Source organism: Microvirga lupini (genome assembly GCF_014191055.1).
Taxonomy (GTDB): Bacteria; Pseudomonadota; Alphaproteobacteria; order Rhizobiales; family Beijerinckiaceae; genus Microvirga; species Microvirga lupini_A.
In genome coordinates this window covers 234,831-259,585 of record NZ_JACHWB010000001.1, presented here as the reverse complement: position 1 = coordinate 259,585, position 24,755 = coordinate 234,831, and the positions used below count along the sequence as shown (strand labels likewise).

The following is a 24,755-nucleotide window of genomic DNA, read 5'->3' as shown; positions in this document are numbered from 1 at the left end:
GAGGATCAGAACGCCTCTTCCCAGCTCCGGCTCAGGCGCACCGCCGAGTTGATGAGACCGACCATCGAATAGGTCTGGGGGAAATTGCCCCACAGCTCTCCGGTGGTGAAGTCCGCATCCTCGGAGAAGAGGCCGAAGGAATTACGCAGGCTCAGGATGTGCTCGAACAATTCCTTCGCCTCCTCCTTGCGCCCGATGGCGTTCAGGGCATCCACGTACCAGAAGCCGCAGATCATGAAAGCCGTGTGCATGAGGCCAAAGTCGTCTTCCACATCATAACGCAGAAGCAGGTCGCCGCGCCGCAGCTTCGACCCGACGGCCTCCACGGTGGCGATGAAGCGCGGATCCTCCGGCTTCACGAAATCAAGCTCTGCCAGGAGCAGCAGCGTGGCATCGAGGTCCTCGCCGTCGAAGGAGGACACGAACGTGCCCTTGTCGGCGTTGTAGGCGCGCTCATCGATGACCCGGTGCATGTGTTCGGCATTCTCGCGCCAGAAGGCCGCCCGATCCTCGCGCCCCATGGCCTCGGCGATCTTAACGAGCCGGTCGCAGGCCGCCCAGCACATCACGCTCGGAAAGGTATGCACGGCCGCCTTGGTGCGCAGCTCCCAGGGGCCGGCATCGGGCTTGTCGAACACCTCGATCGCCCTGTGCCCGAGCTTTTCCAGATGCGCGAACAACGCCCGGTTGCCGGTGCGGATCAGGCGCTTGTCCAGGAAGGCGTGGACGGAGGCGAGCACGACGCTGCCGTAGGCGTCGTTCTGGATCTGGGTATAGGCCGCGTTGCCGACGCGCACCGGTCCCATGCCGCGATAGCCCGCCAGCGCCGTCGCCTCCCGCTCCTCGAGATCGGGCGAGCGGGTGATGCTGAAGAGCGGCGGCATGTCCTTCTGGTTGGGGATGGCATCCATGTCGTCGACGATATTGGTGATGTAGGTTAGGTATTCCTCCATCGTCTTCGTGGTGCCGAGTCGGTTGAGGGCCTGGATGACGAAATAGGCGTCACGCAGCCAGCAATAGCGGTAATCCCAATTGCGCTGCGTATGGGGCGCCTCCGGTACCGAGGTGGTGAGCGCCGCCACGATGGCACCCGTCTCCTCGAAGTTGCACAGCTTGAGCGTGATGGCGGCGCGGATCACCGCTTCCTGCCAGTCGAAGGGGATGGAGAGCGAACGCACCCAATCGCGCCAGAAATCGACCGTGCTGTCGAGGAAGGCGCGGGCGGTGGTGTCGGCCTCCGAGCGCAGCGGCTCGTCCTCGCCGAAGAAGAACGACATGGGCCGGTCCACCACGAAGAAGCGCTCGTCCTGGACATAGGAGATCGGCGCATCGGTGGTCAGGCGAAGGGACGTGTCGGGGCTGACGAAGCGCAGGTGATTGCTGCCGCGCGTCCGACCGGGCGAATGCTCGCCCCATTCGAAATGCGGCCGCAGCCGGACGCGGATGCGCGGGCGGCCTTTGACGGGCGTGACGCGACGGATCAGCATGGGCGGCCGAAAGGTGCGGTCGAAATGCTTGAAGCGCGGCGCGAAATCCGTGACCTCGACGACGTTTCCGGACGAATCCGTCATGCGGGACACGAGAACAGCCGTGTTCTGGAGATAGCTCTGCTCGCAACTCACCAGGCCAGCCATGTCGATGGCGAAGACGCCCTTCTGGTCCGCGTCGCTCTGCCCTTCAGGACAATCGAGCAGGGCCGAAAATACCGGGTCGCCATCGAAGCGCGGAAAGCAGCTCCAGACGATCTGCGCGCGGCGATCGACCAGGGCCGAGATCATGCAATTGCCGATGACGGCAAGATCCAGCGAACTCATATCAACAATCATCCTCATCGAAAGGAAGAGAACCCTCAGATGCCCATGTGGACAGGCGATGGCGCAGGTCCGCGGGTGTCCCGAGGCGCACCTTGGCGATGGTCTCGCCCGCGCCGATGCGCACGGACAGGCCGCCATGGGCATTCACGGTCTTGAAGCCGTTCTCGTCGGTCAGGTCGTCGCCGATGAAGATCGGGCGCCGCCCCTTGTAGGGAGCTTCGTGAAGAAACCGCTCGATCACCTTGCCCTTCCCTGCCGCCGAGGGAAGGATTTCTGCCACAGCTTTGCCGTGCTGAACACGGTAATCGTTGCCCAGGGCCTCGATGGCCGCATGCGCGGTCGCCAGCGCGAAGTCCTTCTCGTGCGGAGCCTGCCGCCAATGGATCGCAACCGAGCAGCCCTTGTCCTCGATCAGGACACCCTCCTTATCCGCGACGATCACTTTCAGACGCGCAATCATCTCGCGCAAGGCCGGATGTTCGTCCGGATCGCACATGGAGAGCCGCCCGGCGATGCGATGCTCCAGCCCGTGGAGTCCCGCCATGTCGAATTGATGGGGCACGAAGTGAGCATCGAGAAACGCGACGGGGCGCCCGCTGATGATGGCGAGTGCGCCGCCGAGCCGCTCCTGCAGCCTGGTGAGGACCTCCGGCAGAGCCGGATCCACCGCAACCGCATCGGGACGCTCGACGATGTCGACGAGTGTGCCGTCGAAATCGAGAAAGAGGGCATAATCCTCGTCAGTCTTAACCATGGTCTTGTGTCCTGCAGAAACGTCACGCATTGGCCGCCGCCCGCCTGCGGCCCCGGGCGATCAGCTGCCGGATCCGCTGCTGTTTGCGCAGTCGGGAGGCCGAGAGCAGCATCTGCCCGGCCCAGCGATAGACGTTGCGTTCCTTGACCTGATCGCGCATCAACCGCATGCGCTCGCGCTGCTCGGGCTCGGGCATGGTCAAGGCGCGGTTGATGGCCTGCCCCATGGCATGGGCATTGTAGGGATTGACGATCAGCGCCTCCGACAATTCGCGGGAGGCGCCGGCGAAGGCCGAGAGAATGAGCACGCCCTGCTCGTCGTCGCGGGCGGCCACGAACTCCTTGGCCACCAGATTCATGCCGTCGTGCAGGCTCGACACGATGCAGAGATCCGCCGCGCGGAACAGCTCGAACACCTCGTCGGGCTCATGGTGGCGGATGAGGAGCTTGATCGGCTCATATCCATTGCCGCCATGGCGCTCGTTGATGTCGCGGGCGAGCGCCTCCGCCTCTTCCTGCAGCAGCCGGTAATTCGCCAGCTTGCTGCGGGTCGGCGCAGCAACCTGGATGAAGGAGAAGTTCCCATGCCATTCAGGATGCTCGGTCAACAGCGTGTCGATGGCCTGCATGCGGTCGATGATGCCCTTGGTGTAATCGAACCGCTCGATGCCCACGCCGATCCGCATATCCGGCGACACGCTTAAGCGCTCGCGCACGATGCGGCGGCATTCCTCGACCGGCTTCTGGCCTTCCATGGCGGTCGGCGGCCATTCGATGGAAATTGGATAGGGGCGGATCAGGGTTTCTTCGCCGCCGAAGAACACCGAATCTCTCTCTCGGTCGATGCGGCTTTCCACGAAGGAATCTACCGAGTCCAGGAAGTTGTTGCAGTGTGCCTGGGTGTGGAAGCCGAGGATCGACGAGCCGAGCAGCCCATCGATGATTTCCTCGCGCCACGGACAGATTCCGAAGGTCTCGGCATTGGGCCAGGGGATATGCCAGAAGGTCACGATGGTGGCATTGGGCAGCCGGTCCCGGATCATGCGCGGCAACAGGGCGAAATGGTAATCCTGCACTAGGATGATCGGATCCTCGCGCTTGGCCTCGGCCACGATCGCCTCGGCGAACTTCTCGTTGACCGAGCGGTAGAGCTGCCAGTCGGACTCCCGGAAGATCGGCCGGACGAAGGCGATGTGGCAGAGCGGCCAGAGACCCTCATTGGCGGCGCCGTAATAATAGCCGTCCTGCTCCTCGTCCGACAGCCAGACCCGACGCAGGGTGTAGGACGGGTGATTTGGCGGCACGGGCACCCGGTCGTTGGCGTCGACCGTGTCCCGGTCCGCCGTGCCGCTGCCATGGGCCACCCAGGTGCCGCCGCAGGCACGCACCACCGGCTCCAGGGCCGAGACGAGGCCGCTTGCGGGAATCTGCAGGGAGATCTCCCCGGCCTCGGTGCGATTGTGGATGTAGGGCTCGCGGTTCGACACCACGATGACCTCGGAGCCGGACAGCTCGTTGGCGAGCGCCGCCCGCAACGTATCCGGGCTCCAATCGGTATGGGCGGCATCGATGGTCCTTCGGGAAGCCTCCAGCTCCTGAAGAACGTCGCGGATTTCCTTGCCCAGCGGGATGATGTTCTCCTCCACGGTCGACTGGGCATTGCCCGCGCGGGCGCTCTCCAGCGCCTGCCGGATGGAGGCAAGCCATCGCCGCATGATGAGGGCGGCGATCATGGCGGCAAGGGCCGCCGCCCCGAAGGCCACGCCGGCCAAGGCCAGGAAAAGGTAGTTTCTCGCCTCCCCGCCCCGTTGCTCGGCATAGCTCAGATCGTGCAGGACCACGAGGTGCCCTACCCGTCCGCCGGCATTCAGGGGAAACGAGCTGACCAGGATGTTGTGATCCTGGTTCCTGACGGTGGAGAAGCTCTCCGAGTCGGAGCGGGCCGCCTCCGCGCAGGAGAAGGATTTGGGCATATTGGCCGTCGGGAAGCGCAGCTCCTGTCCGTCGCAATAGCCGATGGCGAGCACACGCTCGTCGGAGGCGATCCGCTCGAAGAGGCCTGCCACCTGCTGGGTATCGTTGCGGGCAAGAAGGCCCGTGACCTGATCACGCACGGAGTTGAACACCAGACGGGACCGCAGCTCGACATCGCGGCGCGACCATTGTTCCACGAAGGATGTCGCAAAGGGCAGCACCGCCAGGATGACGATGGCCGCCACCAGCAATGCGATGCCGCCAAAGCGGAAGATGATCCTCAAAACACTCAGTTCCTCAAGAAAACCAGCACCATCATCGAAGGGGAGGCCCGGCTTTGGGGGGAGCCTTCGAAATCGGCCTCCGACGGAGAGCCACGGGGATGCGGCTTTCGCCCCTGTTATGGGTTCTTGGGCGGAACTTTCCAGACTTGGGCCGAGCTTGGGGCGGTTTCAGCCTGAACTTCCAACAAAAAACCGCGGCCGGACCCATCAGGTCCGGCCGCGGCTCATGATGTAACAGCAGGACGATCAGTGCTCGCGGAAGGCGCGGGCGATCTGCTCCTGCATGGGCTTGAAGAAGTATTCGAACGGGGTGCGCTGGTTCACCTCGACGAAGACCTCCGCCTGCATGCCGGCGATGAGGTGCAGGTTTTCGAGCTTCTTGAGTTCGTTCTGCGGAAGCTCGACCCGGATGGTGTAGAAGGTCGTGCCGGTCTGCTGATCCCGCGACACGTCCGCCGAAATGCGGCTGACCGAGCCGTGCAGATCCGGAATCATGCGCGCGTTGGCGGCATGGACCTTCACGGTCGCCTTCTGGCCGAGCTTCACCTGATCGATCTCGTGGGGGAGAACCTTGGCTTCGAGCTCGAGCTTGTCGTTCACCGGAACGATGTTCATCACCGGCTCGGCAGGCGAGATCACGCCGCCGATGGTGTGGACGTTGAGCTGGTGGACATAGCCGTCCTGGGGCGCCCGGATGTCGATGCGCTTGAGCTGGTCCTCGGCGGCCACGCGACGCTCCGTATATTCCGCAACCTTGCCCTGGATCTCGCGTAGTTCCTGAACAGCCTCGGCGAGCATCTGCTCGTCGATCTGGATGATCTGGAACTCGGTTTCGGCAATCCGGCTCTCAGCCTGGGCGACGGCAGCGATGAGCTGGCCGCGCTGGCCCTCGATACTCGCGGCATCGCGCTCGAGAGCATTGAGGCGCGTGATCGGAACCAAGTTCCGCTGGTAGAGGTCACGGACGCCCTTCAACTCGTCCACGATCAGCTCGGCCTCGCGGGTCTTGGCCTGCTGCTGGGCCTTCAATCCCACAATCTCGTCCCGGGATTGGGTGATACGCTTCCTGAGCTGATCCTTCTGCGCCTCCCGCGAGGCGCGGCGCGCCGTGAACAGGGTCTGCTCGGACGACATGATCTTCCGAACGGCCGGGTCGTTGAGGCGGCTCGCGAACTCGACCGGCATCTGGATCTCGGCAGAACCATCGCGCTCCGCCTCCAGGCGGGCCTGACGGCCGAGATACTCATCGAGCTGCTTCGACACGACCTGCATATTGGCGCGGGTCACAGTTTCGTCGAGGCGGACCAGGAGATCACCCGCGGCGACCCGGTCGCCCTCCTTGACCTTCAGCTCACCGACGATGCCGCCGGTCGAATGCTGGATCTTCTTGACGCTGGTATCGACCACGAACTGACCGCCGGCGACGACCGCGCCGGACAGAGTCGAGGTGGCCGCCCACAGGCCGATCGTGCCGCCGAACAGGGCGATCAGGGCCATGCCGCCGATGGTGGACTGGCGCAGAATCCGCTGATGCGTGGACGGCTTCTTCTGAGGAGCTTGAATGACCAACATTTAACCAACCTCTCGCAGGTTAGCAGCCTGGGCGGCCGGCGCCTGCTGCGGGCGCACCGGAGCCGGCGCCGCATTGCGTTTCATGACGGATTGCAGGACCTCGTCCCGCGGACCCACGGCCTTGATCCGGCCCTCTTCCATGATGGCGACCTGATCGACCTGTCCGAGGGCGGCCGGGCGGTGCGTGATGACGACCACGATGCCGCCGCGCTTGCGCACCGCCAGAATGGCTTGGTTCAGGGCCTCGTCGCCGGCGCCGTCGAGGCTGGCATTCGGCTCATCGAGCACGACCAGGAACGGGTTGCCGTAGAGGGCGCGGGCGAGCGCCACGCGCTGGCGCTGACCGCCCGAAAGGGAGGCTCCGCCTTCGCCGATGCGGGTGTCGTAGCCGTCGGGCAGGTTGAGGACGAGCTCGTGCGCACCCGCCGTCTGGGCCGCGGCGATGACGTCGTCCGGCTTCGCGTCCGGCTGGAAGCGGGCGATGTTCTCGGCAATGGTGCCTTCGAACAGCTCCACATCCTGCGGCAGGTAGCCGATGTTGCGGCCGAGCGGATCCGGCTCCCACTGGTCAAGGGCCGCGCCGTCGAGGCGGATCTCGCCACGCATGGTCGGCCACACGCCCACGAGGGCACGGGCGAGCGTCGACTTGCCCGACGCGCTGGGACCGATGAGGCCGAGGCCCTGACCGGCCTGAAGCTGGAGAGAGGCAGCCTGGACAATCGGCAGCGAAGCTCCCGGAGCGCCGATATAGACCTCCTCGACCGTGAGGTTCGACTTGGGGGCCGGCAGCGGCATGCGCTGGCCCTGGGCCGGGACGATCGACATGATGTGCTGGAGGCGGCGATAGGCTTGGCGGGAGGCGGTGAAGCCCTTCCAGTGCGCCACGGCGATTTCGATGGGGGCCAGAGCGCGGGACATCAGGATCGAGCCTGCGATCATGAGACCGCCCGACATCTGCCCCTGGATCACGTAATAGGCGCCCAGACCCAGAATGGCCGATTGCAGGACCATGCGGAACACCTTGGCGAAGGCGCTGATGCCGGCAGACGATTCGCTGGCCATCAGGCCGTCGTTGACGTGGCGGACATGGACCTCGTCATAGCGCTTGGCCAGGAAGCCCAGCATGCCGTTGGCGCGGATGGCCTCGGCGTTGCGGCGGCTGGTCTCCGCGATGGCGTGACGCTCGGCGCCGCTCTTGGTCACCTCATAGGACGGGCCCTTGCTCTTGGCGTCCGTGTAGAGGGTCAGGATGATGATGACCACGCCGCCGACCACCGACATGACGCCGATGCCCGGGTGGATCATGAAGCAGCCGATGAGGAAGATCGGCATGAAGGGCATGTCGAACAGGGCCGTGGGACCCAGGCTCGAGAGGAAGCCGCGGATCGTGTCGAGGTCGCGGATCGGCTGCATGCTCTCGGCCTGCTTGGCGCCCTTGAGCGGCATCGTGGCCACGAGATCGAAGACACGGTGCGACAGCAGCTCGTCGAAGCGGGCACCGATGCGCGCCAGCATCCGGCCGCGGATCATGTCGAGACTGCCCGACAGGGCATAAGCGGCAAGGGTGATCAGCGAAAGACCGATCAGAGTGGGAATGCTTCGGCTCGACAGCACCCGGTCATAGACCTGGAGCATGTAGATGGAGCCCGTCAGAGCCAGAAGGTTGACCACCGCCGAAAAGACGGCAACTCCCGTGAATGAGGGAAGGCAGGACTTCAGAGCGTCCTGGACCTCTGTGCTCTCTTCCCGATTTCTCGATGCCTGCTTCATGTTGTCTTTCCATCAGCGCAGGTGTTCCCGGCGCCAGCTTGATTGCAGTGCTGCTACGCAAGGTTATTACCTAGCATAGCTGTGGCCATTTGGCGATGGCTGCCATATCGGGGTTTTGGCCCCACAAGAGTATCTCTTCATAGTTAGGCCTGAGGGCCCATGTTGGCAGTACTCTTATGGGTATTGAAGTGCCCCTAAGGTGTCGCTTTCCGTTACGCCACCTGTTGTAACCCTATTATATGTAACTATGTCAATAAAAAGTTCTTAATAGATCTTCATCAATGTGCGCAAAGTTACCTCCCCTCTTTATTCGGAGAGGGTTGCGATGCAGCCAATAACCTCAACCATAACGCTTTGGTAAACATTCATGGTTAATCGTCTGTGACCTGCAAATGAGGTCGCATTATGGACAGCAAAAGACGTCTTCAGGATCGCAGCCAAGCCAAGGCAGAGACCGGCCTGTCGTCCAATGGCGCCGTTCAGATCGATTCCGTGGCAAGCGCTGCCCTGGCCGAAGCCGTCAGGAGTGCCCGTGAGAGCGCCAAGCCTGCGCTTCCGGCCTCCGAGGCGAAGGCGGCCGATGGCGTCAGCCGCTGGTCCGCGCCCTCCCGGTTCGCCGCACAGGCAGCCATCGCCCTTCTGCTGGTCGGCGCCGGCTGGTCCGCCTCCTACATGGGCACGCTCGCCAACCGCGAGGCCATCGAGAAGCTGGAAGCAGAGACTGCCCGCAGCCAGGAGATCCTGGCCCGCCTGAGCAGCGACCTCGAAACTCTCAGGAACACGGCCATGGCCTTCAGGGAGATCGAGCACACCGCGTCCACGGCCGCGAAGTCGGAACAGGCGACGCTCACCGACAAGGTCGACCGGCTGACGATCAGCCTTCAGGAGCCTGCCAAGAAACTCTCCTCGCTTGAGGGACGGCTGGACAAGATGGAAAGCCAGATCATGACGACTCTGGCGGCCCTGAACACGAAGCCAGCCGCTCCGGCTCCCGCTGCCGCTGCCGCGGCGGCAACTCCTGCGGCTGCGCCGGTCACCGAGGCTGCAGCCCGCGAGGACGCGCCCGCGCCGAAGCCGGCGAAGAGCGAGCCGGTGGACGGCTGGGTGCTGCGCGAGGTCTACAATGGCGCGGCTCTCGTCGAGAGCCGCAACCGCCGCCTGTACGAGGTCATGCCGGGCGGCATCCTTCCCGGCGTCGGCAAGGTCGAGGCGATCGAGCGCCGCGGCACGCGCTGGGTCGTGCTGACCGACAAGGGCTTCATCGGCACCTATCGGTAAACCTCAGCCACCACGCCCCGCAGGCCGTAGACGAGCCCCGCGAAGATCGCGAGGCTCGCCACGTAGAGAAGGACGAACCAGAGCAGGCGCTTCCCGCGCCGCTCTTCAGCCCGATGCGGATCGCTCCGCATCAGTGATACCCGTAACCGCCGCCCGAGATCTCCTCCGCCACCTTGCCGCGGAAGACCCAATAGGCATAGGCCGTGTAGGCGAAGGTGATCGGCAGCACGATGGCAAAGCCCACCAGGGCGAAGAGCTGCGAGCTGACCGTGTTGGACGTATCCCAGATCGTGAGGTTCGGCGGCACGTTGTAGGGAAAGAGGCTGACGCCCAACCCCAGATAGCCGAGCAGGAACAGGCCGATCGCTAGGAAAAACGGGCGGTAATGGCGCCCCTCCTCCAGGTCGCGGAAGAGCCTGTAGGCCACATAGGCCGTGACCAGCGGGATCGGCGCCAGGAAGGCGATGTTGGGCCAGGTGAACCAGCGCGTCTCGATTGCGCGGCCGAGGAACGGCACCCACACCGACACCGCCGCCATGGCCACGATGGTGAGCAAAAGGAAGCGCACCGCCATGCGCCGCGCCCAGATCTCCAGCTCACCCGTGGTCTTCATCACGCACCAAGTCGCGCCCAGCAGGGCATAGCCGACGATCAGGCTGATGCCGGTGAGCACGCTGAAGGGTGTGAGGAAGTCGAAGGTGCCGCCGGTGAACTGACGGCCATCATTGGCAAAGCCCTGCACGAAGGCGCCGAGCACCATGCCCTGGAAGAAGGTCGCGAGCAGGGAGCCGAAGAAGAAGGCGTTGTCCCACAGGAATTTCGAACGCTCCGCCTTGAAGCGGAACTCGAACGCCACCCCGCGGAAGATCAGCGCGATGAGCATGAGAATGATCGGCACGTAGAGCGCCGGCATGAGAACCGCATAGGCCACGTGGAACACGGCGAAGAGCCCGCCGCCGCCGAGGATGAGCCAGGTCTCGTTGCCGTCCCAGATGGGCGCGACCGAAAACATCATGCGGTCGCGCCAGTTCTCGTTGTGCGCGGCCTTGAACAGGATGCCGACGCCGAGATCGAAGCCGTCGACGATCACGTACATGGCCACCGCAACGGCGATGAGGCCCGACCAGATCAGCGGCAGCCAGAAGGCCAGTCCTTCATATTCCGTTCCGAAGCCGAACATGGTGCCGTCTCCTATCGCACGGGCAAGGCTTTGTGGCCGGGTCGTCCTTCGAGGCCTTCGTCCGGCACGGAGAACGGGCGCTTCGGCTTCTTGCCGAGATCATCGCCACGAATGTCCTCGATCGGATCGGGGCCGCGCCGCAGGAGCTTGGCGAGATAATAGGAGCCGAAGCCGAACACGAAGGCATAGACGACGACGAAGGTGAGAAGCGATGCGGTGACGGCGCCTGCCGAAACGGGCGAGACCGCGTCCGCCGTGCGCAGGTGTCCGTAAACCACCCAGGGCTGCCGGCCGATCTCGGCGGTGAACCAGCCGAAGAGCACCGCGCCGAAGCCCGAGGGCGTCATGATCATGGCTGCGGTGAGAAAGGTTCTGTTGGTGAACAGGGTGCCCTTCCAGCGCAGGTAAAGGCTCCAGAGACCTATCCCCAGCATCGCGAAGCCGATGGCCACCATGATGCGGAACGAGAAGAAGACGGGCCAGACCGGCGGGCGATCCTCGGGCGGCACTTCCTTGAGACCCGGCACTTCGCCGTCGAAGGCGTGAGTGAGAACCCAGCTGCCGATCTTCGGAATGCCGATCTCGTAATGGTTCGTCTCCGCCACTTCGTCCGGAATTGCGAAGAGACGCAGCGGCATGTTGGACATGCGATCCCAGTTGCCCTCGATGGCCGCAAGCTTCGTCGGCTGATATTTCAACACGCCGAGACCATGAAGATCGCCGATAAGGATCTGGACCGGCACGAAGATGGTGGCGAACCATAGCGCCATGGACATTGATCGCCGTGAGCCGGCGAGCTTCGCCTCCGGCGCATCGTGTGGATGGCGCAGCAGCATCCAGGCCGACATGCCGGCGACCGCGAAGGCGGTCGTCAGGTAGCAACCCAGGACCATATGCGCATAGCGCAGGGGGAAGGACGGATTGAAGACGACCTTGAACCAGTCGACCGGAACCGCCTTGCCGTTCTCGATGGCAAAGCCGTCGGGCGTCTGCATCCAGGAATTGGCGGAGAGAATCCAGAAAGCGGAAATGAGCGTGCCTAAGGCCACCATGCAGGTGGCGAAGAAGTGCAGGCGGTCGCCGACGCGCTCCCAGCCGAAAAGCATGATGCCGAGAAAGGCCGCCTCCAGAAAGAACGCCGTGATGACCTCGTAGGCGATCACGGGCCCGAGCACGTTGCCGGTGAACTCGGAGAACCGCGACCAGTTCGTGCCGAACTGGTAGCTCATGACGATGCCGGACACGACGCCGAGACCGAAGGAAACGGCGAAAACCTTTACCCAGAAACGGAAGAGAGTGCGGTAGAGCGGATTTCCCGTGCGCAGCCAGTTGAATTCCAGCGCCGCAAGCCAGCTGGCAAGACCGATGGTGAAGGCCGGAAAGATGATATGGAAGGCAATTGTGAACGCGAACTGGATGCGCGAGAGCAGCAGGGCATCGAATTCCATATCCGCTTTCCCCTTGTCGACGTACCTGCCTGCTTTTAGGGCGGCGACAGGCGGCGACCAGGGGTTAGGCGGGCGAGTAGGCCTGCATTCCTGACATGGGCTCAGAGTGAAGCGGACGCCATCCGGTGCTCAGACGCTGCAGGGCCTCCAGTTCGACCGGGTCATGACTGCAGAAGATCCTGACATGGCTGCGGGAGTCGTTTGCCAGCTCCCGCAGGCGCTCCTGGTTGTGGAGGCGCAGCGGCCGATTCTCCTCCATCAGCTTCTGATAGGCGAGAAGCCCCGGCGTGCAGGACGGATCCTCATCCATCTCATGACGGTGGAAATATGCGTCGCCCGCATTGAGCAGCCAGCCCTCCGGCGTGTCGATGGCGATGCCCGCGTGCCCCATCGTATGACCCGGCAGGGGGATCATCAGGATCTCCGGGGGCAGGCCGTCGAGGTCGCGCACGGAGCCGAAGCCGAACCATCGTTCGCCGGTCGGATCGTAGAAGCGCCAGTCCCGAACGCCATCCCACTGCTCGGGACGGTAGCGGCGGCGATGAATGAAGCCCTGACGCACCTCGGCCTCTTCCAGTTCGGCGCGCAGGATGTGAACCGTCGCGTCCGGGAAGTCTTCCAATCCTCCCGCATGATCGAAGTCGAGATGCGTCAGCACGATGTGGCGCACGTCGCGCGGGGAGAAGCCGAGGCTCTTCACCTGTTCGAGGGCCGTATAGCGGTGCTCCAGCTGGATCCTGTTCACATGCACGAAGAGCGGGCTCAGGCGCTCGTAGGGATCATCCACATCGCGGGCGCCGATGCCCGTATCGACCAGCACGAGCCCGTCGCGATCGGTCTCGATCAGCTGGCAATGGCAGACCAGATGGCCTGTCAGCCCGCGGCTCACCCCATCCCAGATTCGTCCCCCTACCGGACACATGCAGCCGCAATTGAGGTGATGGATGCGCATGGGAGCCTCGCTGAACGGATGGAGCGAAAGCCTAACGCGGGTGCTGAGGGAAATGTTCGAGACGCTTCGTGTCGCTCACTTGCGGCAGGCGAAGGGCGGGAAGGTGCTGGCCGTGCCGGCATTCATGGCTGCGACCACCATGATGTTGGCTATGTCGAGTTCCTCGGAGGACCGGGGGCAGACATCGGCCCGTGCCGTGCAGCCGGACGCGAGGAAAGCCTCGTGGCGTTCGATGAATTCCGGGCTCAGGCCCTGCCTGCCCCGTCGCGCGAGCGCGTCCGCCCAGGCTTTTCCATAGCGCTCGCACTTCACCTCGGGCCAGGATTTTGCCGGGGTATTCTGAGCAGCAGGGTGTGAAATGCCGGCAATGGTGATGGCCGGCAATGCCGCAAGGGCGGCTGTCGATTTCAGCAAGCGTCTCATCTCACCCCATTCCGATTGGTGTGGGCGCGATGGACCATGGGAGGCGCAGTGGGTCAAGCCGCCTTGAGTGACATGAGCCTGCAAGTCAGCGGTCATCCCGGACGAGCGAAGCCGATCCGGGATGACAGTGAGATCTCAGGCCCGCATCTCGGCTTGGACTTTGCTCTGCGTCTTACGCGGCGAAGAGCGGCGCTGCTTCACAGGCTCTTTCTCTTCCTGCTTCTTCACCTCGCGGGACAGACGCTCCTGCAGCAGGGTGAGAACGGCGGCTTCTTCGGGCTTGAGGGATGGCAGATCCTCGCGCAACTCCGTTTCGATCTCCTGCTTGATCTCAAGCAGAAGCTCGCCATCCATGTAGGAAGAGAACACTTCAGGGTGCACGTAGCACTTGCGGCAGATGCTGGGCGTGTTGCCGAGCCGCCCGGAAACCTTCTCGATGGCCGCCCGGATGTTCTTCTTCGCCTTGGCCTCGCTGTCGAATTCCTCGAACTCCGCCAGCGCGAGCGCCGCCAGCACGGTGCCGGCCCAGGTGCGGAAGTCCTTGGCGGTGATGTCGCGGCCGGTGATCTCCTTGAGATAGGCGTTCACGTCGGCCGAGGTGACCGATTGCTGCTCGCCGTTCTCGTCGATATACTGGAACAGGTCCTGTCCGGGAAGATCCTGGCAGGCCTTCACGATCCTGGCGATGCGCCGGTCCTTCACCTGCAGCTTCCAGGTCTTGCCGCTCTTTCCCTTGAACTGGAAGCGCAGTTCCGTTCCTTCTACCTTTACATGCGGGTCGCGCAGCGTCGTGAGGCCATAGCTCTTGTTCTGCTTCACGTAATCGGCATTGCCGACACGGATGAGGGTGTTTTCAAGCAGATGCACCACGGTGGCCAGCACCTTCTCGCGCGGAAGCCCGCGCAGGCTCATATGCTCGTCGATGGTCTTGCGGATCGCTGGAAGGCCTTGGGCGAATTCGAGCATGTGCTCGTATTTCGTGCTCTCGCGGACCTCGCGGAACGCCGTGTGGTAGCGGTACTGCTTGCGTCCCTTGGCGTCGCGGCCGGTCGCCTGGATATGGCCGTTGGCCTTGGCGCAGATCCACACATCCGTGTAGGCGGGCGGAATGGCCAGCGATTTGATGCGCTCCAGCGTAGCCTTGTCGGCGACCTTCGCGCCGTCGGGCTTGAGATAAGTGAAACCCTTGCCGGATTTCTTCCGCCGGATGCCCGGCTCCTCGTCCGAGACGTAAAGGAGGCCTGCCGTTTCAGCGGCATCCCGCGGATCGACGATGTTCTCGGTGGTGGCGTTGGGTTCCAGCAGCATGGGGCGCCTTGTCTAAAGAGCAGAACGTCAACCGGCCCGCGCTGCCTCGGGTTCCCTGCGTGCTCCTGACGCGCGGGTCCCGCTTCGGTCGTTGCGGATCTTCAGGATGAGAATGGTGGCGCTTAGTCCAAGACTGAGGAGGTTGAAGATCATGATGGGCCAACTGCCGATCATGAACCCATAGATCGTCCACAGGACGAAGGCCGTGACGGTGACCATGTACATGTGCTTCGAGATTGCCCTCGTATCGCGCTCCCGCCACGCTTTCAGCACCTGAGGCACGAAGCTGGAGGTTGAAAGGATTCCTGCAATGGTTGCCAGGATCGTTGGCAGCCAGCCCTCCATTTGTGACGCTCCCATCCATCAAGACACCGGCAACGGCCATCGCCCAAGGGGAGTTCCCTTTCTCCGCGTGGAGAGGTTACAAGGGCGCCTTGCCTCACCCGGATCGTCCTTTGCTCTCAAATCCCTCTCCAGAAACCCAAGATTCCAAGACCCTCGGTCGCAAGCTCGTCTTCGTCGTCACCGAGGACTGGTTCTTCGCCTCCCACTTCCTGCCCATGGTCAAGGCCGCCCGCGAGCTGGGCCTCGCGGTGACGGTGGTCACGCGGGTGCGGGCGCACCGGGAGGTGATCGAAGCTTTAGGCGCGAAGGTCGTGCCCCTCGACATCGAGCGCGGCAGCCTCAACCCCATCACCATGGGCGATGCCTCCGGCCAGCTGGCGGCCATTCTCAAGGCCGAGAAGGCGGATCTCGTCCACTGCATCGCGCTCAAGGGCATCCTGCTCGGCGGCTTCGCCGCCACCCTGGCCGGTGTCGGGCGACGGGTCTATGCCCTCACGGGCCTGGGCTTTCTCGGCGCCCGGTCCGACACGGTCGGGCGCCTGTCGCAGCGGGCGATCCGCCTGCTGATGCGCAGCCTCCAGACAAGCCGGACCCATTACGTTTTCGAGAACACGGACGATCCAAAGCTCCTCGGCCTCGATCCAATGGACCCCCGTGTGACCATTCTCGGCGGCGCCGGGGTCGATCCTGACATCCTGAAGCCCGAGCCTTTGCCATTTCAGCCCCCGCTCAGGGTTGCGGTCGTCGCCCGCATGCTCTGGTCCAAGGGCATCGACGTGGCCGTGGAGGCAGTCCGGATGGCGCGGGCGAAGGGTTCGCCCATCGAGCTCTCCCTCTACGGCGCTCCCGATCCGTCGAACCCGAAGGCGATTCCTGAGGAGGCCTTGAAGGCCTGGAGCGCGGAGCCCGGCATCACCTGGCATGGGGCGACGCGGGATATCGCGGGCGTCTGGCGGGACCGTCACGTCGCCTGCCTGCCCTCCCGCGGCGGCGAGGGGCTGCCGCGCACACTGCTGGAAGCGGCGGCGTGCGGCCGCGCCATCGTCACCACGGATGTGCCCGGCTGCCGAACCCTTGTGCGGGACGGTGTCGAAGGGCTGCTCGTGCCGCCCGGCGACCCCGCGGCCTTGTCCGAGGCCCTCCTGACCCTCTCCGGCCAGCCGGATCGCGTCGCCCGCATGGGTGAGGCCGCCCGCACCCGCGTTCTCGACGGCTTCACGGAACGGGACGTGATGAACAGCGTCAAAGAGCTTTATCGCTCGCTGCTGGCCTCATGATCACCGACGCAACCGCCTTCATCCTCGCCGAGACCCGGTTCCGCCCGGTGCCCCATGCGCCGGAAATCAGGCTGCACGTGGCGGACGAGGCCACGGAGCTGTGGCAGAAGACCGAGGAGGAGCTCGGAGAAATCGGCCTCCCTCCCCCGTTCTGGGCCTTCGCCTGGGCCGGCGGGCAGGCGCTGGCGCGCTACATCCTGGACCATCCCGAGACGGTGCGTGGCCAGCGCGTGCTGGATTTCGCCTCCGGGTCAGGGCTTGTGGCCATCGCGGCCATGAAGGCAGGGGCCGCCGAGGTGACCGCCTGCGACATCGACCCCTTCGCCATCGCTGCCATTGGTGTGAATGCGAAGGCCAATGGCGTTGCCGTCACCCCTCTGGCGGCCGATATCGTCGGGCAGGATGAGGGCTGGGACACGGTTCTCGCCGGCGACATCTGCTACGAGCAGGATCTCGCCGCCCGCGTGACCGAGTGGCTGTTTGCCTTGAGCAATCGGGGAGCCACGGTTCTGATCGGTGACCCGGGGCGCAGCTATCTGCCGAAGGACCAGCTCGAGAACCTGGCCGTCTACGAGGTGCCGGTCACCCGCATGCTTGAGGATTCCGATATCAAGAAGTCGAGCGTCTGGCGCTTCCGGCGGGTGTGAACCGACGAGCGCAGCAAGCCTTTCGTCGTGAAGGTGTAATTTTATTGTTTACCTCTCGAAACAGGTAGTGTTATAACCTATATGAACGAGGTGGATACGCCTGATTTGCAGGTGTGGCGCCGCATCGCTTTCAACCTTCAGCCGTCTCGAAGAGGGATCCCGATGGTCCACGCTCCATCTCTGCAGCACCAGCTTCCCAGCGACAATGCTCGCATCCAGGCTTCTTTGGATTCCGGCACCAGAAACACTCTGGCGGAGACGGAAACCCTGTGTCGCACCAGGGGCGTACGGCTGACGCCGATCCGCCGGCGCGTGCTCGAGGTGCTTCTTGGCGCTGCCAAGCCGCTCGGTGCCTACGATCTTGCCGATGTCCTTGCATCGCAGGGACGGCGGATGGCTCCCATCACGGTCTACCGCGCCCTCGACTTCCTCATCGAGCAGGGGCTGGCCCATCGCTTGGCGAGCCGGAACGCCTATATCGCCAGCACGGGCAGCCGCGGAACTCCGGCCTTCCTGATCTGCGAGGCCTGCGGCGAGGCAACCGAGATCACCTGCCCCGACGTGGCGGAGACTGTCCACAAGGTGCTGGCGAACCAGGGCTATCAACCCTTGTCCCGGGCTCTGGAGATCACCGGGCGGTGCCCGCATTGCCAGGATGTTCACTAATCCGTGAGTCTTCGCTCCACTGGCGCATTCCTGCAAGGAGCACCGGCGCAGCCTCAGAAGTGCAAGTCCGGTTTTGAGCCCGATGCTCTAAGCCGCGCTTGACGAAGGGGGCTTTTGGCATCAGCTAAACGACGGCAGCCCGGAGCTGCCGTCGTGGGTTGCACATGTCCTTCATCTCGTCTCCTAAGACCGATACCGCCTCCGAGAGCCTGGCGGGGCCTGCCCTGCGTCACCGCACGGTGGGCGTGCGCGTGGGCTCCGTGATGGTCGGCGGCGGCGCTCCGATCGTGGTCCAATCGATGACCAACACGGACACGGCGGATGTGGACGCCACTGTGGCCCAGGTGGCGGCGCTCGCCCGGGCGGGCTCGGAGATCGTGCGCATCACGGTGGATCGCGACGAGGCGGCTACCGCCGTGCCGAAGATCCGCGAGCGGCTCGACCGGCTCGGCGTGGACGTGCCCCTCGTGGGCGACTTCCACTATATCGGCCACCAGCTGCTCGCCGACCATCCGGCCTGTGCCGAGGCTTTGGCCAAGTACCGCATCAATCCCGGCAATGTGGGCTTCAAGGAGAAGAAGGACCGGCAGTTCGGGGCCATCGTCGAGCAGGCGATCCGGCACGGCAAGGCCGTGCGCATCGGCGCCAATTGGGGTTCCCTCGATCAGGAGCTGCTCACGCACCTCATGAACGAGAACGCAGCTTCGGCCAACCCGCGCGACATGCGCTGGGTCACCCGCGAGGCGATGATCCAGTCGGCCCTGCTCTCCGCCGCCCGCGCGGAGGAGATCGGCCTTGGGAAAGATCGGATCATCCTCTCGGCCAAGGTTTCGGCCGTGCAGGACCTGATCGCAGTCTATCAGGACCTTGCCCGCCGCTCCGACTATGCCATCCATCTCGGCCTGACCGAGGCCGGCATGGGCTCGAAGGGCATCGTGGCCTCGTCGGCCGCCATCGGCATCCTGCTCCAGCAGGGCATCGGCGACACGATCCGCTTCTCCCTGACGCCCGAGCCCGGCGGGGACCGGACCCTGGAGGTGAAGACCGCCCAGGAACTGCTCCAAACCATGGGGTTCCGCACCTTCGTGCCCCTGGTCGCCGCCTGCCCGGGATGCGGACGCACCACTTCGTCCGTTTTCCAGGAGCTGGCCCGGGACATCCAGACCTGGATTTCCACCTCCATGCCGGAATGGCGTCGCACCCATCCGGGCGTCGAGAACCTGAATGTGGCCGTGATGGGATGCATCGTGAACGGGCCCGGCGAGTCGAAGCACGCCAATATCGGCATCTCGCTCCCCGGCACCGGCGAACAGCCGGCGGCCCCCGTCTTCATCGACGGGAAGAAGGCCATGACCCTGCGCGGCCCGACCCTTGCCCAGGACTTCCAGAAGATCGTGCTCGACTACATCGACAGGAATTACGGACAGCCCGGTCGCGATGCCGCCGAATGAAGCGGCAACCGTAGCCATGGAACCCCAGGCGAAATTCCGTTTTAAGCTAAAGCGCGATGTGCTAGAGAGCCGCCGCGCCGGCAATGACGGCCGCTGCGTTCTTTAAGAAGGGGCCGCCCTTCGTCGTTTGCAGGGTTACTTCAACAAAGGCCGTCCGCGGGCAGATCCGCAAAGAAAAGCACACATGGCAGAACAGCACGCCGTTGCCCCGGGACATGCGGATTCCGCGGTTCCTGAGGCTACTCTCCCGGAAGGCCACCACAAGGCGAGCTTCTGGACCCTGACGCTCGGCGCCATCGGCGTCGTCTACGGCGACATCGGCACGAGCCCGCTCTATGCCATGCGCGAAACCGTGATGGCCGCAACCGAAGGTCACCATGGCGTTCCGGTTGATCTGACCCGAGAGCTGGTGATCAGCATCCTGTCGCTGCTGCTCTGGGCGCTGATCCTGACGGTATCGGTCAAATATGTCGTTCTTCTGCTGCGGGCCGACAACAAGGGTGAGGGCGGCTCCCTCACGCTCGTCGCCCTGACGCAGCTGGCGCTTGGACGTCGGAGCCTGCCCGTGCTCATGATGGGCATGGCCGGAGCGGCCCTGTTCTACGGCGATGCCGCGATCACCCCGGCGATCTCCGTGCTGTCCGCCCTGGAAGGCCTGAAGCTCGTTGCTCCCTCCTTCGAGAGTTATGTCCTGCCGGGCGCTCTGGCGATCCTCATCGGCCTTTTCGCCGTCCAGAGCCGCGGCACAGGAAAGGTCGCGACCTTCTTCGGGCCGCTCACGCTCCTGTGGTTCATCACCATGGCGGGTCTAGGCCTCCTGCACATCGCCGATGATTGGGAGGTATTTCTCGCCTTCAATCCCTATTACGGCGTGTCCTTCCTGGTCACACATCCGGGAACCGCCTTTGCCATTCTCGGCAGCGTGTGTCTTGCGGTGACCGGAGCGGAGGCACTTTATGCGGATCTGGGCCATTTCGGCCGAAAGCCGATTCGCATGGCCTGGGGGACGGTGGTCTTTCCGGCCCTCGCCCTGAACTATCTCGGTCAGGGGGCCCTCGTCCTGTCGAACCCCGAGACCATCGCCAACCCATTCTTCCTGCTGGCCCCGCCCTGGCTGCTCCTGCCGCTCGTGATTCTCGCGACCCTGGCCACCATCGTGGCGAGCCAGGCGGTGATCACCGGTGCCTTCTCCCTGACCCGGCAGGCGGTTCAGCTCGGCCTCCTGCCGCGCTTGGAGGTCCGCTTCACGTCGGAAACCCATCAGGGACAGATCTATCTGCCGCGCGTGAACTGGCTGTTGCTTGCCGCCGTCGTGACCCTCGTGGTCCTGTTCGGGTCGTCGAGCAACCTCGCCAGCGCCTACGGCATCGCCGTGTTCGGCACCATGGTGGTGACCACCCTGCTCGCATGCGTGGTGATGAGCCGGAGCTGGGGCTGGGGCCCGGTGAAGACCGGACTGGTGATGATCCCCCTGCTGCTCATCGACCTCACCTTCCTGTCCTCGAACCTCGTGAAGCTCCTCGACGGCGGCTACGTGCCGCTGCTGATCGCCGGCACGTTCTTCGTGGTCATGTTCACATGGGTGAAGGGAACCCGGATCCTGTTCGAGAAGACCCGCAAGGTCGACGTGCCTTTCGTCGAGCTAGTGCAAATGCTGGAGAAGAGCCCGCCGCACCGGGTGAAGGGCACCGCCGTGTTCCTGACGAGCGATCCAGACACCGCCCCCGCCGCCCTCCTGCACAACCTGAAGCACAACAAGGTGCTGCACGAGAAGAACGTGATCCTCACGGTCAACAGCGCGGACATTCCCCGCGTCGAGGACGAGGACCGCGTGTCCATCGAGCATGTGGGCGATTCGTTCTGGCGGATCCGCCTGAGCTACGGTTACATGGAGACGCCCAACATCCCGCGCGGCCTGGCGATCCTGCGCAAGCAGGGCTTCAAGTTCGACATCATGGCGACGTCGTTCTTCCTGTCGCGGCGCTCGATCCGCCCGGCAAGCCAGTCGGGCATGCCGCTCTGGCAGGACAAGCTGTTCATCAGCCTGGCGAAATCGGCCAGCGATGCGACGGACTTCTTCCAGATTCCCACCGGACGCGTGGTCGAGGTCGGCACGCAGGTGACAGTCTAATCCTGTTGTCCTTCACCCATCTCGATGTCAGTCTCAGTCTTCCATGACTGACATCACCTTCCTCCGTCCGAGCCTCGCCTGGTTGCCCGCTTACGAAGACGCGCTTGCCCGTGGCTGGTCGCCCAACACCGATCAGGACGTGAGCCGCGAGCAGCTTCGGCAGCTGCGGCGCAACCCGGAGCGCTTCCTGCACGACCTCTACAACAGCCCGATGATCCGCCTGGCCGACGGGCAGGAGGTTGCGCGCCTGCCCGCGCACGACTTCTGGATCAACGACGGCGAGTTCTGCGGCCGGATCGGCTTTCGCTTCCAGCGCGGCACGGAAGAGCTGCCGCCCACAGCCTATGGGCATATTGGCTACACCATCGTGCCGTGGAAGCAGCGGCGCGGCTATGCCACCCAGGCGCTGCGCATGATCCTGCCTGTCTGCCGTGAGGAAGGTTTTTCGCGGGTTTTGATCACCTGCGACGACGACAACGAGGCATCGCGCAAGGTGATCCTCGCCAATGGCGGCGTGCCCGCCGGCACGGTCCCGCACAATGCCCGGCCCGGGCACGTGAAGCTCCAGTTCTGGGTGCCGACGGATGCGGGTGTTGATGCGACCGCCTCCCTTGCAGGGTGAGGTCTGCCGGTGATCTAACACAATCCTGCGAATTCATCGGAGCATCGCATGACGAAGCTGGTTCTCGAACCTCTGAGCACCTACCGTTCCTATCCGCCCGAGGAGATGGCCAGTCGCGCCCGCACTTTTTACGAGTCCATTCGTCGGCGTCGCTCCGTGCGCGATTTCTCCGACAAGCCCGTGCCGCGGGAGGTGATCGAGTATGCGCTCCTGGCCGCCGGCACGGCGCCGTCAGGCGCCAATCTTCAGCCCTGGCACTTCACCGTGATCACCAGCCCGGACATGAAGCGGCGCATCCGGGAAGAGGCGGAGATCGAGGAGCGCGACTTCTACAACGGCCGCGCACCGCAGGAATGGCTCGATGCCCTTGCTCCCCTCGGGACGGACGAGCACAAGCTGTTCCTTGAGACCGCTCCCGTGCTGATCACCATCTTCGGGCAGCGTTCGAGCGAAGGACCGGATGGGCGCTGGATCAAGAACTACTACGTGCCGGAATCGGTCGGCATCGCAACAGGCTTTTTAATTGCAGCCCTGCACGAGGCGGGCCTCGTCACGCTGACGCACACGCCGAGCCCGATGGGCTTTCTCAACGAGATCTGCGGCAGGCCCGAAACGGAAAAGCCCTACATTCTCCTGGTGGTGGGCTACCCGGCGGAGGATTGCCGGGTTCCGGTTTACGGTGGAGTCAAGAAGCCATTGGAGACAATCGCGTCCTGGCTATGACGGGCTGCTAGACCTGCCGCTCGACCACGAACCGCACCGCCTCCCGTAACGTGTCCGCCCCGACGCCGAACCTCTCGAGGGAGGCGTGCGCCTTCTCCACGAGCTGGCGGCACTCGCGGCGGGCGCCCTCCATGCCGAGCAGGTCGACGAGGGTGGCCTTGCCCTTCTCCTGATCCTTGCCGGTGCGCTTGCCGAGCGCTTCCGCCGAGGCCTCCCGGTCGAGGATGTCGTCCGCTACCTGGAAGGCGGCGCCCAAAGCCCGTCCGTATTCAACCAGACTCTGGCGCGCCGCCGAATCGGCCCTGCCGAGGATCGCTCCCGCCTCCACCGAGAAGGTGAGGATGGCGCCGGTCTTCATCATCTGGAGCAGGCGCACGTCCGCCTCTCCCATCTCCGCCGGCCCGTAGCGACCTTCGGCCGAGAGGTCGAGGAGCTGGCCGCCCACCATGCCGCCGAGACCCGAGGCGCGGGCGAGGCCGAGCACGAGATCGGAGCGGATCGCCGGGTCCGTGTCCGTTGCCGGATCGGCCAGCACCTCGAAGGCAAGGGTCTGGAGGGCATCGCCCACGAGAATGGCGGTGGCCTCGTCATAGGCCTTGTGGACGGTGGGACGGCCCCGACGCAGATCGTCATCGTCCATGGAGGGTAGATCGTCATGCACCAGCGAATAGCAGTGAAGAAGCTCGACCGCACAGCCCGCGCGCAGGGGGCCCTGCCCTTCCGCTCCCAGGAGGCGGGCCGCCTCGATGGTCAGGAAGGGGCGCAGGCGCTTGCCGCCGCCCAGGGCAGCGTGACGCATGGCAGCCATCAGCCGGGCCGGCCGGGCAATCTCGCCGGGAGCGGCTTTGTCTGATAGCAAGGCTTCGAGACTGGCTTCGACGGTTCGTGCGGCCTCGGAGAGCCGCGTCGTGAAAGCAGGGGTAGATGGCATCATGATGAGCCTGGATTCGGGTGGGGCCGCCGCTCCGCCCGAGGGGAACGTGGGTGAACGATCAAAGCCGAAATGGAGTCTGCGGTCGGGACGGCCCGGGAAACCGATGACGGCTGCCCGCCTTCTCCGCCGCTTCGTCTCGATCGGCCTTGGTCTTGTTCTCTTATGGGTCGGCGCGGTCTTTTGGCTAGGCCTATTATATTGGGCCATGCCGCCGGTCTCGACCCTGATGCTCGGCCGCTGGCTCACCCTGCAACCGGTGGAGCGGACCTTCGTCAGCCTCGACGAGATCTCGCCCAGTCTCCCGCTGGCGATCGTAACCGCCGAGGACAGCCGCTTCTGCGAGCACAGCGGTGTGGACTGGGACGCCATCCAGGACGTGGTGGAGGCGGCCGACGGGGACGGTCCGGCTCGCGGCGCTTCGACCATCCCCATGCAGGTGGCCAAGAACCTCTTTCTGTGGCCGAGCCGCTCCTACATCCGCAAGGGGCTGGAAATTCCGGTCGCGCTCTACCTCGACCTGATCTGGTCCAAGCGCCGGATGATGGAGGTCTACCTCAACATCGCCGAATGGGGCGACGGAGTGTTCGGGGCGGAAGCGGCCGCGCAAAAATACTTCCGCAAGCCGGCCAAAAACCTGAACGCCCGTGAAGCGGCCCTCCTGGCCCGGGCCCTGCCCAATCCCCTGGCCCGCAACCCGGCCCGCCCAAAGCCGGGGCATCAGGCCCTGGCGGGGCAGCTGCAGGCCCGCATGGTAAGGGCGGCCCCCTTCACCGATTGCCTGAAGGGCTGAGGCCTCCTGAAGCCCCCTGCGGCAATGAAAAACGCCCCGAATGCTTCAGGGGACTAGATATTTGCCCCGAGACCTTGTATGAGGCGCAACCTCATCAAGTTTGAGATGTGAGCGTTCCCCGGTTGAGCGGGCGCTCCGCTTTTTTACCGGAGACGAGAAATGGCCGTTCCAAAGAGAAAAACGTCGCCCTCGCGGCGTGGCATGCGTCGCTCCGCCGATGCCTTGAAGGCCCCGACCTACATCGAGGACAAGGATTCCGGCGAGCTGCGCCGTCCTCACCACGTTGACCTGAAGACCGGCATGTACCGTGGCCGTCAGGTCCTGAAGGTGAAGGCAGACGCGTAATTCCTGCGCGACATGCGAGTATCGAAAACCGGCGCCTCGAGCGCCGGTTTTTTTATGCCCGCTATCCC

At 64.3% G+C, this 24,755-nt stretch carries 23 protein-coding genes; 10 read left to right on the top strand and 13 right to left on the bottom strand.

Annotated elements, in window-relative coordinates; all coding sequences use genetic code 11:
- Window positions 1-5: 5 nt before the first annotated feature.
- From FHR70_RS01190 to FHR70_RS01170, 5 genes are all read right to left on the bottom strand, one after another.
- Window positions 6-1,814, bottom strand: coding sequence for a glycoside hydrolase family 15 protein (locus FHR70_RS01190; protein WP_183446278.1), 1,809 nt, complete (start codon window positions 1,812-1,814; stop codon window positions 6-8).
- A 1-nt stretch (window position 1,815) separates the two neighbouring features.
- Entirely contained in the window at window positions 1,816-2,568 is a 753-nt protein-coding gene (otsB, locus tag FHR70_RS01185) for a trehalose-phosphatase (RefSeq protein ID WP_183446276.1), read from the bottom strand.
- A gap of 22 nt (window positions 2,569-2,590) precedes the next feature.
- Window positions 2,591-4,825 carry an alpha,alpha-trehalose-phosphate synthase (UDP-forming) gene (locus tag FHR70_RS01180; RefSeq protein ID WP_183446274.1) on the bottom strand — a complete coding sequence of 745 codons (2,235 nt, stop codon included), beginning with the start codon at window positions 4,823-4,825 and terminating at the stop codon, window positions 2,591-2,593.
- 246 nt (window positions 4,826-5,071) lie between these two features.
- Complete coding sequence (locus FHR70_RS01175) at window positions 5,072-6,397, bottom strand: HlyD family type I secretion periplasmic adaptor subunit (RefSeq protein WP_183446272.1); 1,326 nt, start codon at window positions 6,395-6,397, stop codon at window positions 5,072-5,074.
- A complete protein-coding gene (locus FHR70_RS01170) occupies window positions 6,398-8,167 on the bottom strand; it encodes a type I secretion system permease/ATPase (RefSeq protein WP_183446270.1) in 1,770 nt (589 codons plus the stop codon).
- Between the two features lie 405 nt (window positions 8,168-8,572).
- Here FHR70_RS01170 and FHR70_RS01165 point away from each other — a divergent pair, with 405 nt between their 5' ends.
- On the top strand, window positions 8,573-9,445 hold the full coding sequence (locus FHR70_RS01165) for a hypothetical protein (RefSeq protein ID WP_183446268.1): 873 nt from the start codon (window positions 8,573-8,575) through the stop codon (window positions 9,443-9,445).
- Here FHR70_RS01165 and FHR70_RS01160 read toward each other — a convergent pair.
- From FHR70_RS01160 to FHR70_RS01130, 7 genes are all read right to left on the bottom strand, one after another.
- Entirely contained in the window at window positions 9,436-9,576 is a 141-nt protein-coding gene (locus FHR70_RS01160; protein WP_183446265.1) for a hypothetical protein, read from the bottom strand. The genes FHR70_RS01165 and FHR70_RS01160 overlap by 10 nt on opposite strands.
- A complete protein-coding gene (cydB, locus tag FHR70_RS01155; protein ID WP_183446264.1) occupies window positions 9,576-10,625 on the bottom strand; it encodes a cytochrome d ubiquinol oxidase subunit II in 1,050 nt (349 codons plus the stop codon). The genes FHR70_RS01160 and cydB overlap by 1 nt, the downstream gene beginning before the upstream one ends.
- An 11-nt stretch (window positions 10,626-10,636) precedes the next feature.
- Entirely contained in the window at window positions 10,637-12,073 is a 1,437-nt protein-coding gene (locus FHR70_RS01150; RefSeq protein WP_183446262.1) for a cytochrome ubiquinol oxidase subunit I, read from the bottom strand.
- Window positions 12,074-12,137: 64 nt separating this feature from the next.
- Window positions 12,138-13,025 (bottom strand): MBL fold metallo-hydrolase, encoded by an 888-nt coding sequence (locus FHR70_RS01145; protein ID WP_183446260.1) that lies wholly within the window; start codon window positions 13,023-13,025, stop codon window positions 12,138-12,140.
- Between the two features lie 75 nt (window positions 13,026-13,100).
- Window positions 13,101-13,448 (bottom strand): hypothetical protein, encoded by a 348-nt coding sequence (locus FHR70_RS01140; RefSeq protein ID WP_183446258.1) that lies wholly within the window; start codon window positions 13,446-13,448, stop codon window positions 13,101-13,103.
- A gap of 135 nt (window positions 13,449-13,583) precedes the next feature.
- A complete protein-coding gene (locus FHR70_RS01135; RefSeq protein WP_183446256.1) occupies window positions 13,584-14,756 on the bottom strand; it encodes a DNA topoisomerase IB in 1,173 nt (390 codons plus the stop codon).
- Between the two features lie 27 nt (window positions 14,757-14,783).
- Window positions 14,784-15,101, bottom strand: coding sequence for a SemiSWEET family sugar transporter (locus tag FHR70_RS01130; RefSeq protein ID WP_183446254.1), 318 nt, complete (start codon window positions 15,099-15,101; stop codon window positions 14,784-14,786).
- 110 nt (window positions 15,102-15,211) lie between these two features.
- Between FHR70_RS01130 and FHR70_RS01125 the strand changes: the two genes are divergently transcribed.
- The 7 genes from FHR70_RS01125 to FHR70_RS01095 all read left to right on the top strand — a co-directional run bounded on the left by FHR70_RS01125 (window position 15,212) and on the right by FHR70_RS01095 (window position 22,618).
- Window positions 15,212-16,378: a glycosyltransferase family 4 protein gene (locus tag FHR70_RS01125; RefSeq protein ID WP_246407776.1), complete on the top strand. Its 1,167-nt coding sequence runs from the start codon at window positions 15,212-15,214 to the stop codon at window positions 16,376-16,378.
- Entirely contained in the window at window positions 16,375-17,025 is a 651-nt protein-coding gene (locus FHR70_RS01120) for a class I SAM-dependent methyltransferase (RefSeq protein ID WP_183446252.1), read from the top strand. The genes FHR70_RS01125 and FHR70_RS01120 overlap by 4 nt, the downstream gene beginning before the upstream one ends.
- 162 nt (window positions 17,026-17,187) lie before the next feature.
- The gene (locus FHR70_RS01115; RefSeq protein WP_183446250.1) at window positions 17,188-17,691 is read left to right on the top strand and encodes a Fur family transcriptional regulator; all 504 of its coding nucleotides are present in this window, start codon (window positions 17,188-17,190) and stop codon (window positions 17,689-17,691) included.
- Window positions 17,692-17,855: 164 nt separating this feature from the next.
- On the top strand, window positions 17,856-19,142 hold the full coding sequence (gene ispG / locus FHR70_RS01110) for a flavodoxin-dependent (E)-4-hydroxy-3-methylbut-2-enyl-diphosphate synthase (protein WP_183446248.1): 1,287 nt from the start codon (window positions 17,856-17,858) through the stop codon (window positions 19,140-19,142).
- Window positions 19,143-19,326: 184 nt separating this feature from the next.
- Entirely contained in the window at window positions 19,327-21,273 is a 1,947-nt protein-coding gene (locus tag FHR70_RS01105) for a potassium transporter Kup (protein WP_183446246.1), read from the top strand.
- A 43-nt stretch (window positions 21,274-21,316) separates the two neighbouring features.
- Window positions 21,317-21,895 (top strand): GNAT family N-acetyltransferase, encoded by a 579-nt coding sequence (locus tag FHR70_RS01100; protein ID WP_210277442.1) that lies wholly within the window; start codon window positions 21,317-21,319, stop codon window positions 21,893-21,895.
- Window positions 21,896-21,943: 48 nt separating this feature from the next.
- On the top strand, window positions 21,944-22,618 hold the full coding sequence (locus FHR70_RS01095; RefSeq protein WP_210277441.1) for a nitroreductase family protein: 675 nt from the start codon (window positions 21,944-21,946) through the stop codon (window positions 22,616-22,618).
- Between the two features lie 7 nt (window positions 22,619-22,625).
- On the opposite strand, the gene FHR70_RS01090 is transcribed toward FHR70_RS01095, so the two are convergent.
- Window positions 22,626-23,552: a polyprenyl synthetase family protein gene (locus FHR70_RS01090; protein WP_183446243.1), complete on the bottom strand. Its 927-nt coding sequence runs from the start codon at window positions 23,550-23,552 to the stop codon at window positions 22,626-22,628.
- A 103-nt stretch (window positions 23,553-23,655) separates the two neighbouring features.
- On the opposite strand from FHR70_RS01090, the gene mtgA reads away from it, so the two are divergent.
- Together mtgA and rpmF are read left to right on the top strand one after the other, a co-directional pair.
- On the top strand, window positions 23,656-24,342 hold the full coding sequence (gene mtgA, locus FHR70_RS01085) for a monofunctional biosynthetic peptidoglycan transglycosylase (protein ID WP_183446241.1): 687 nt from the start codon (window positions 23,656-23,658) through the stop codon (window positions 24,340-24,342).
- Window positions 24,343-24,501: 159 nt separating this feature from the next.
- Complete coding sequence (rpmF, locus tag FHR70_RS01080; RefSeq protein WP_036358586.1) at window positions 24,502-24,687, top strand: 50S ribosomal protein L32; 186 nt, start codon at window positions 24,502-24,504, stop codon at window positions 24,685-24,687.
- Window positions 24,688-24,755: the final 68 nt, after the last annotated feature.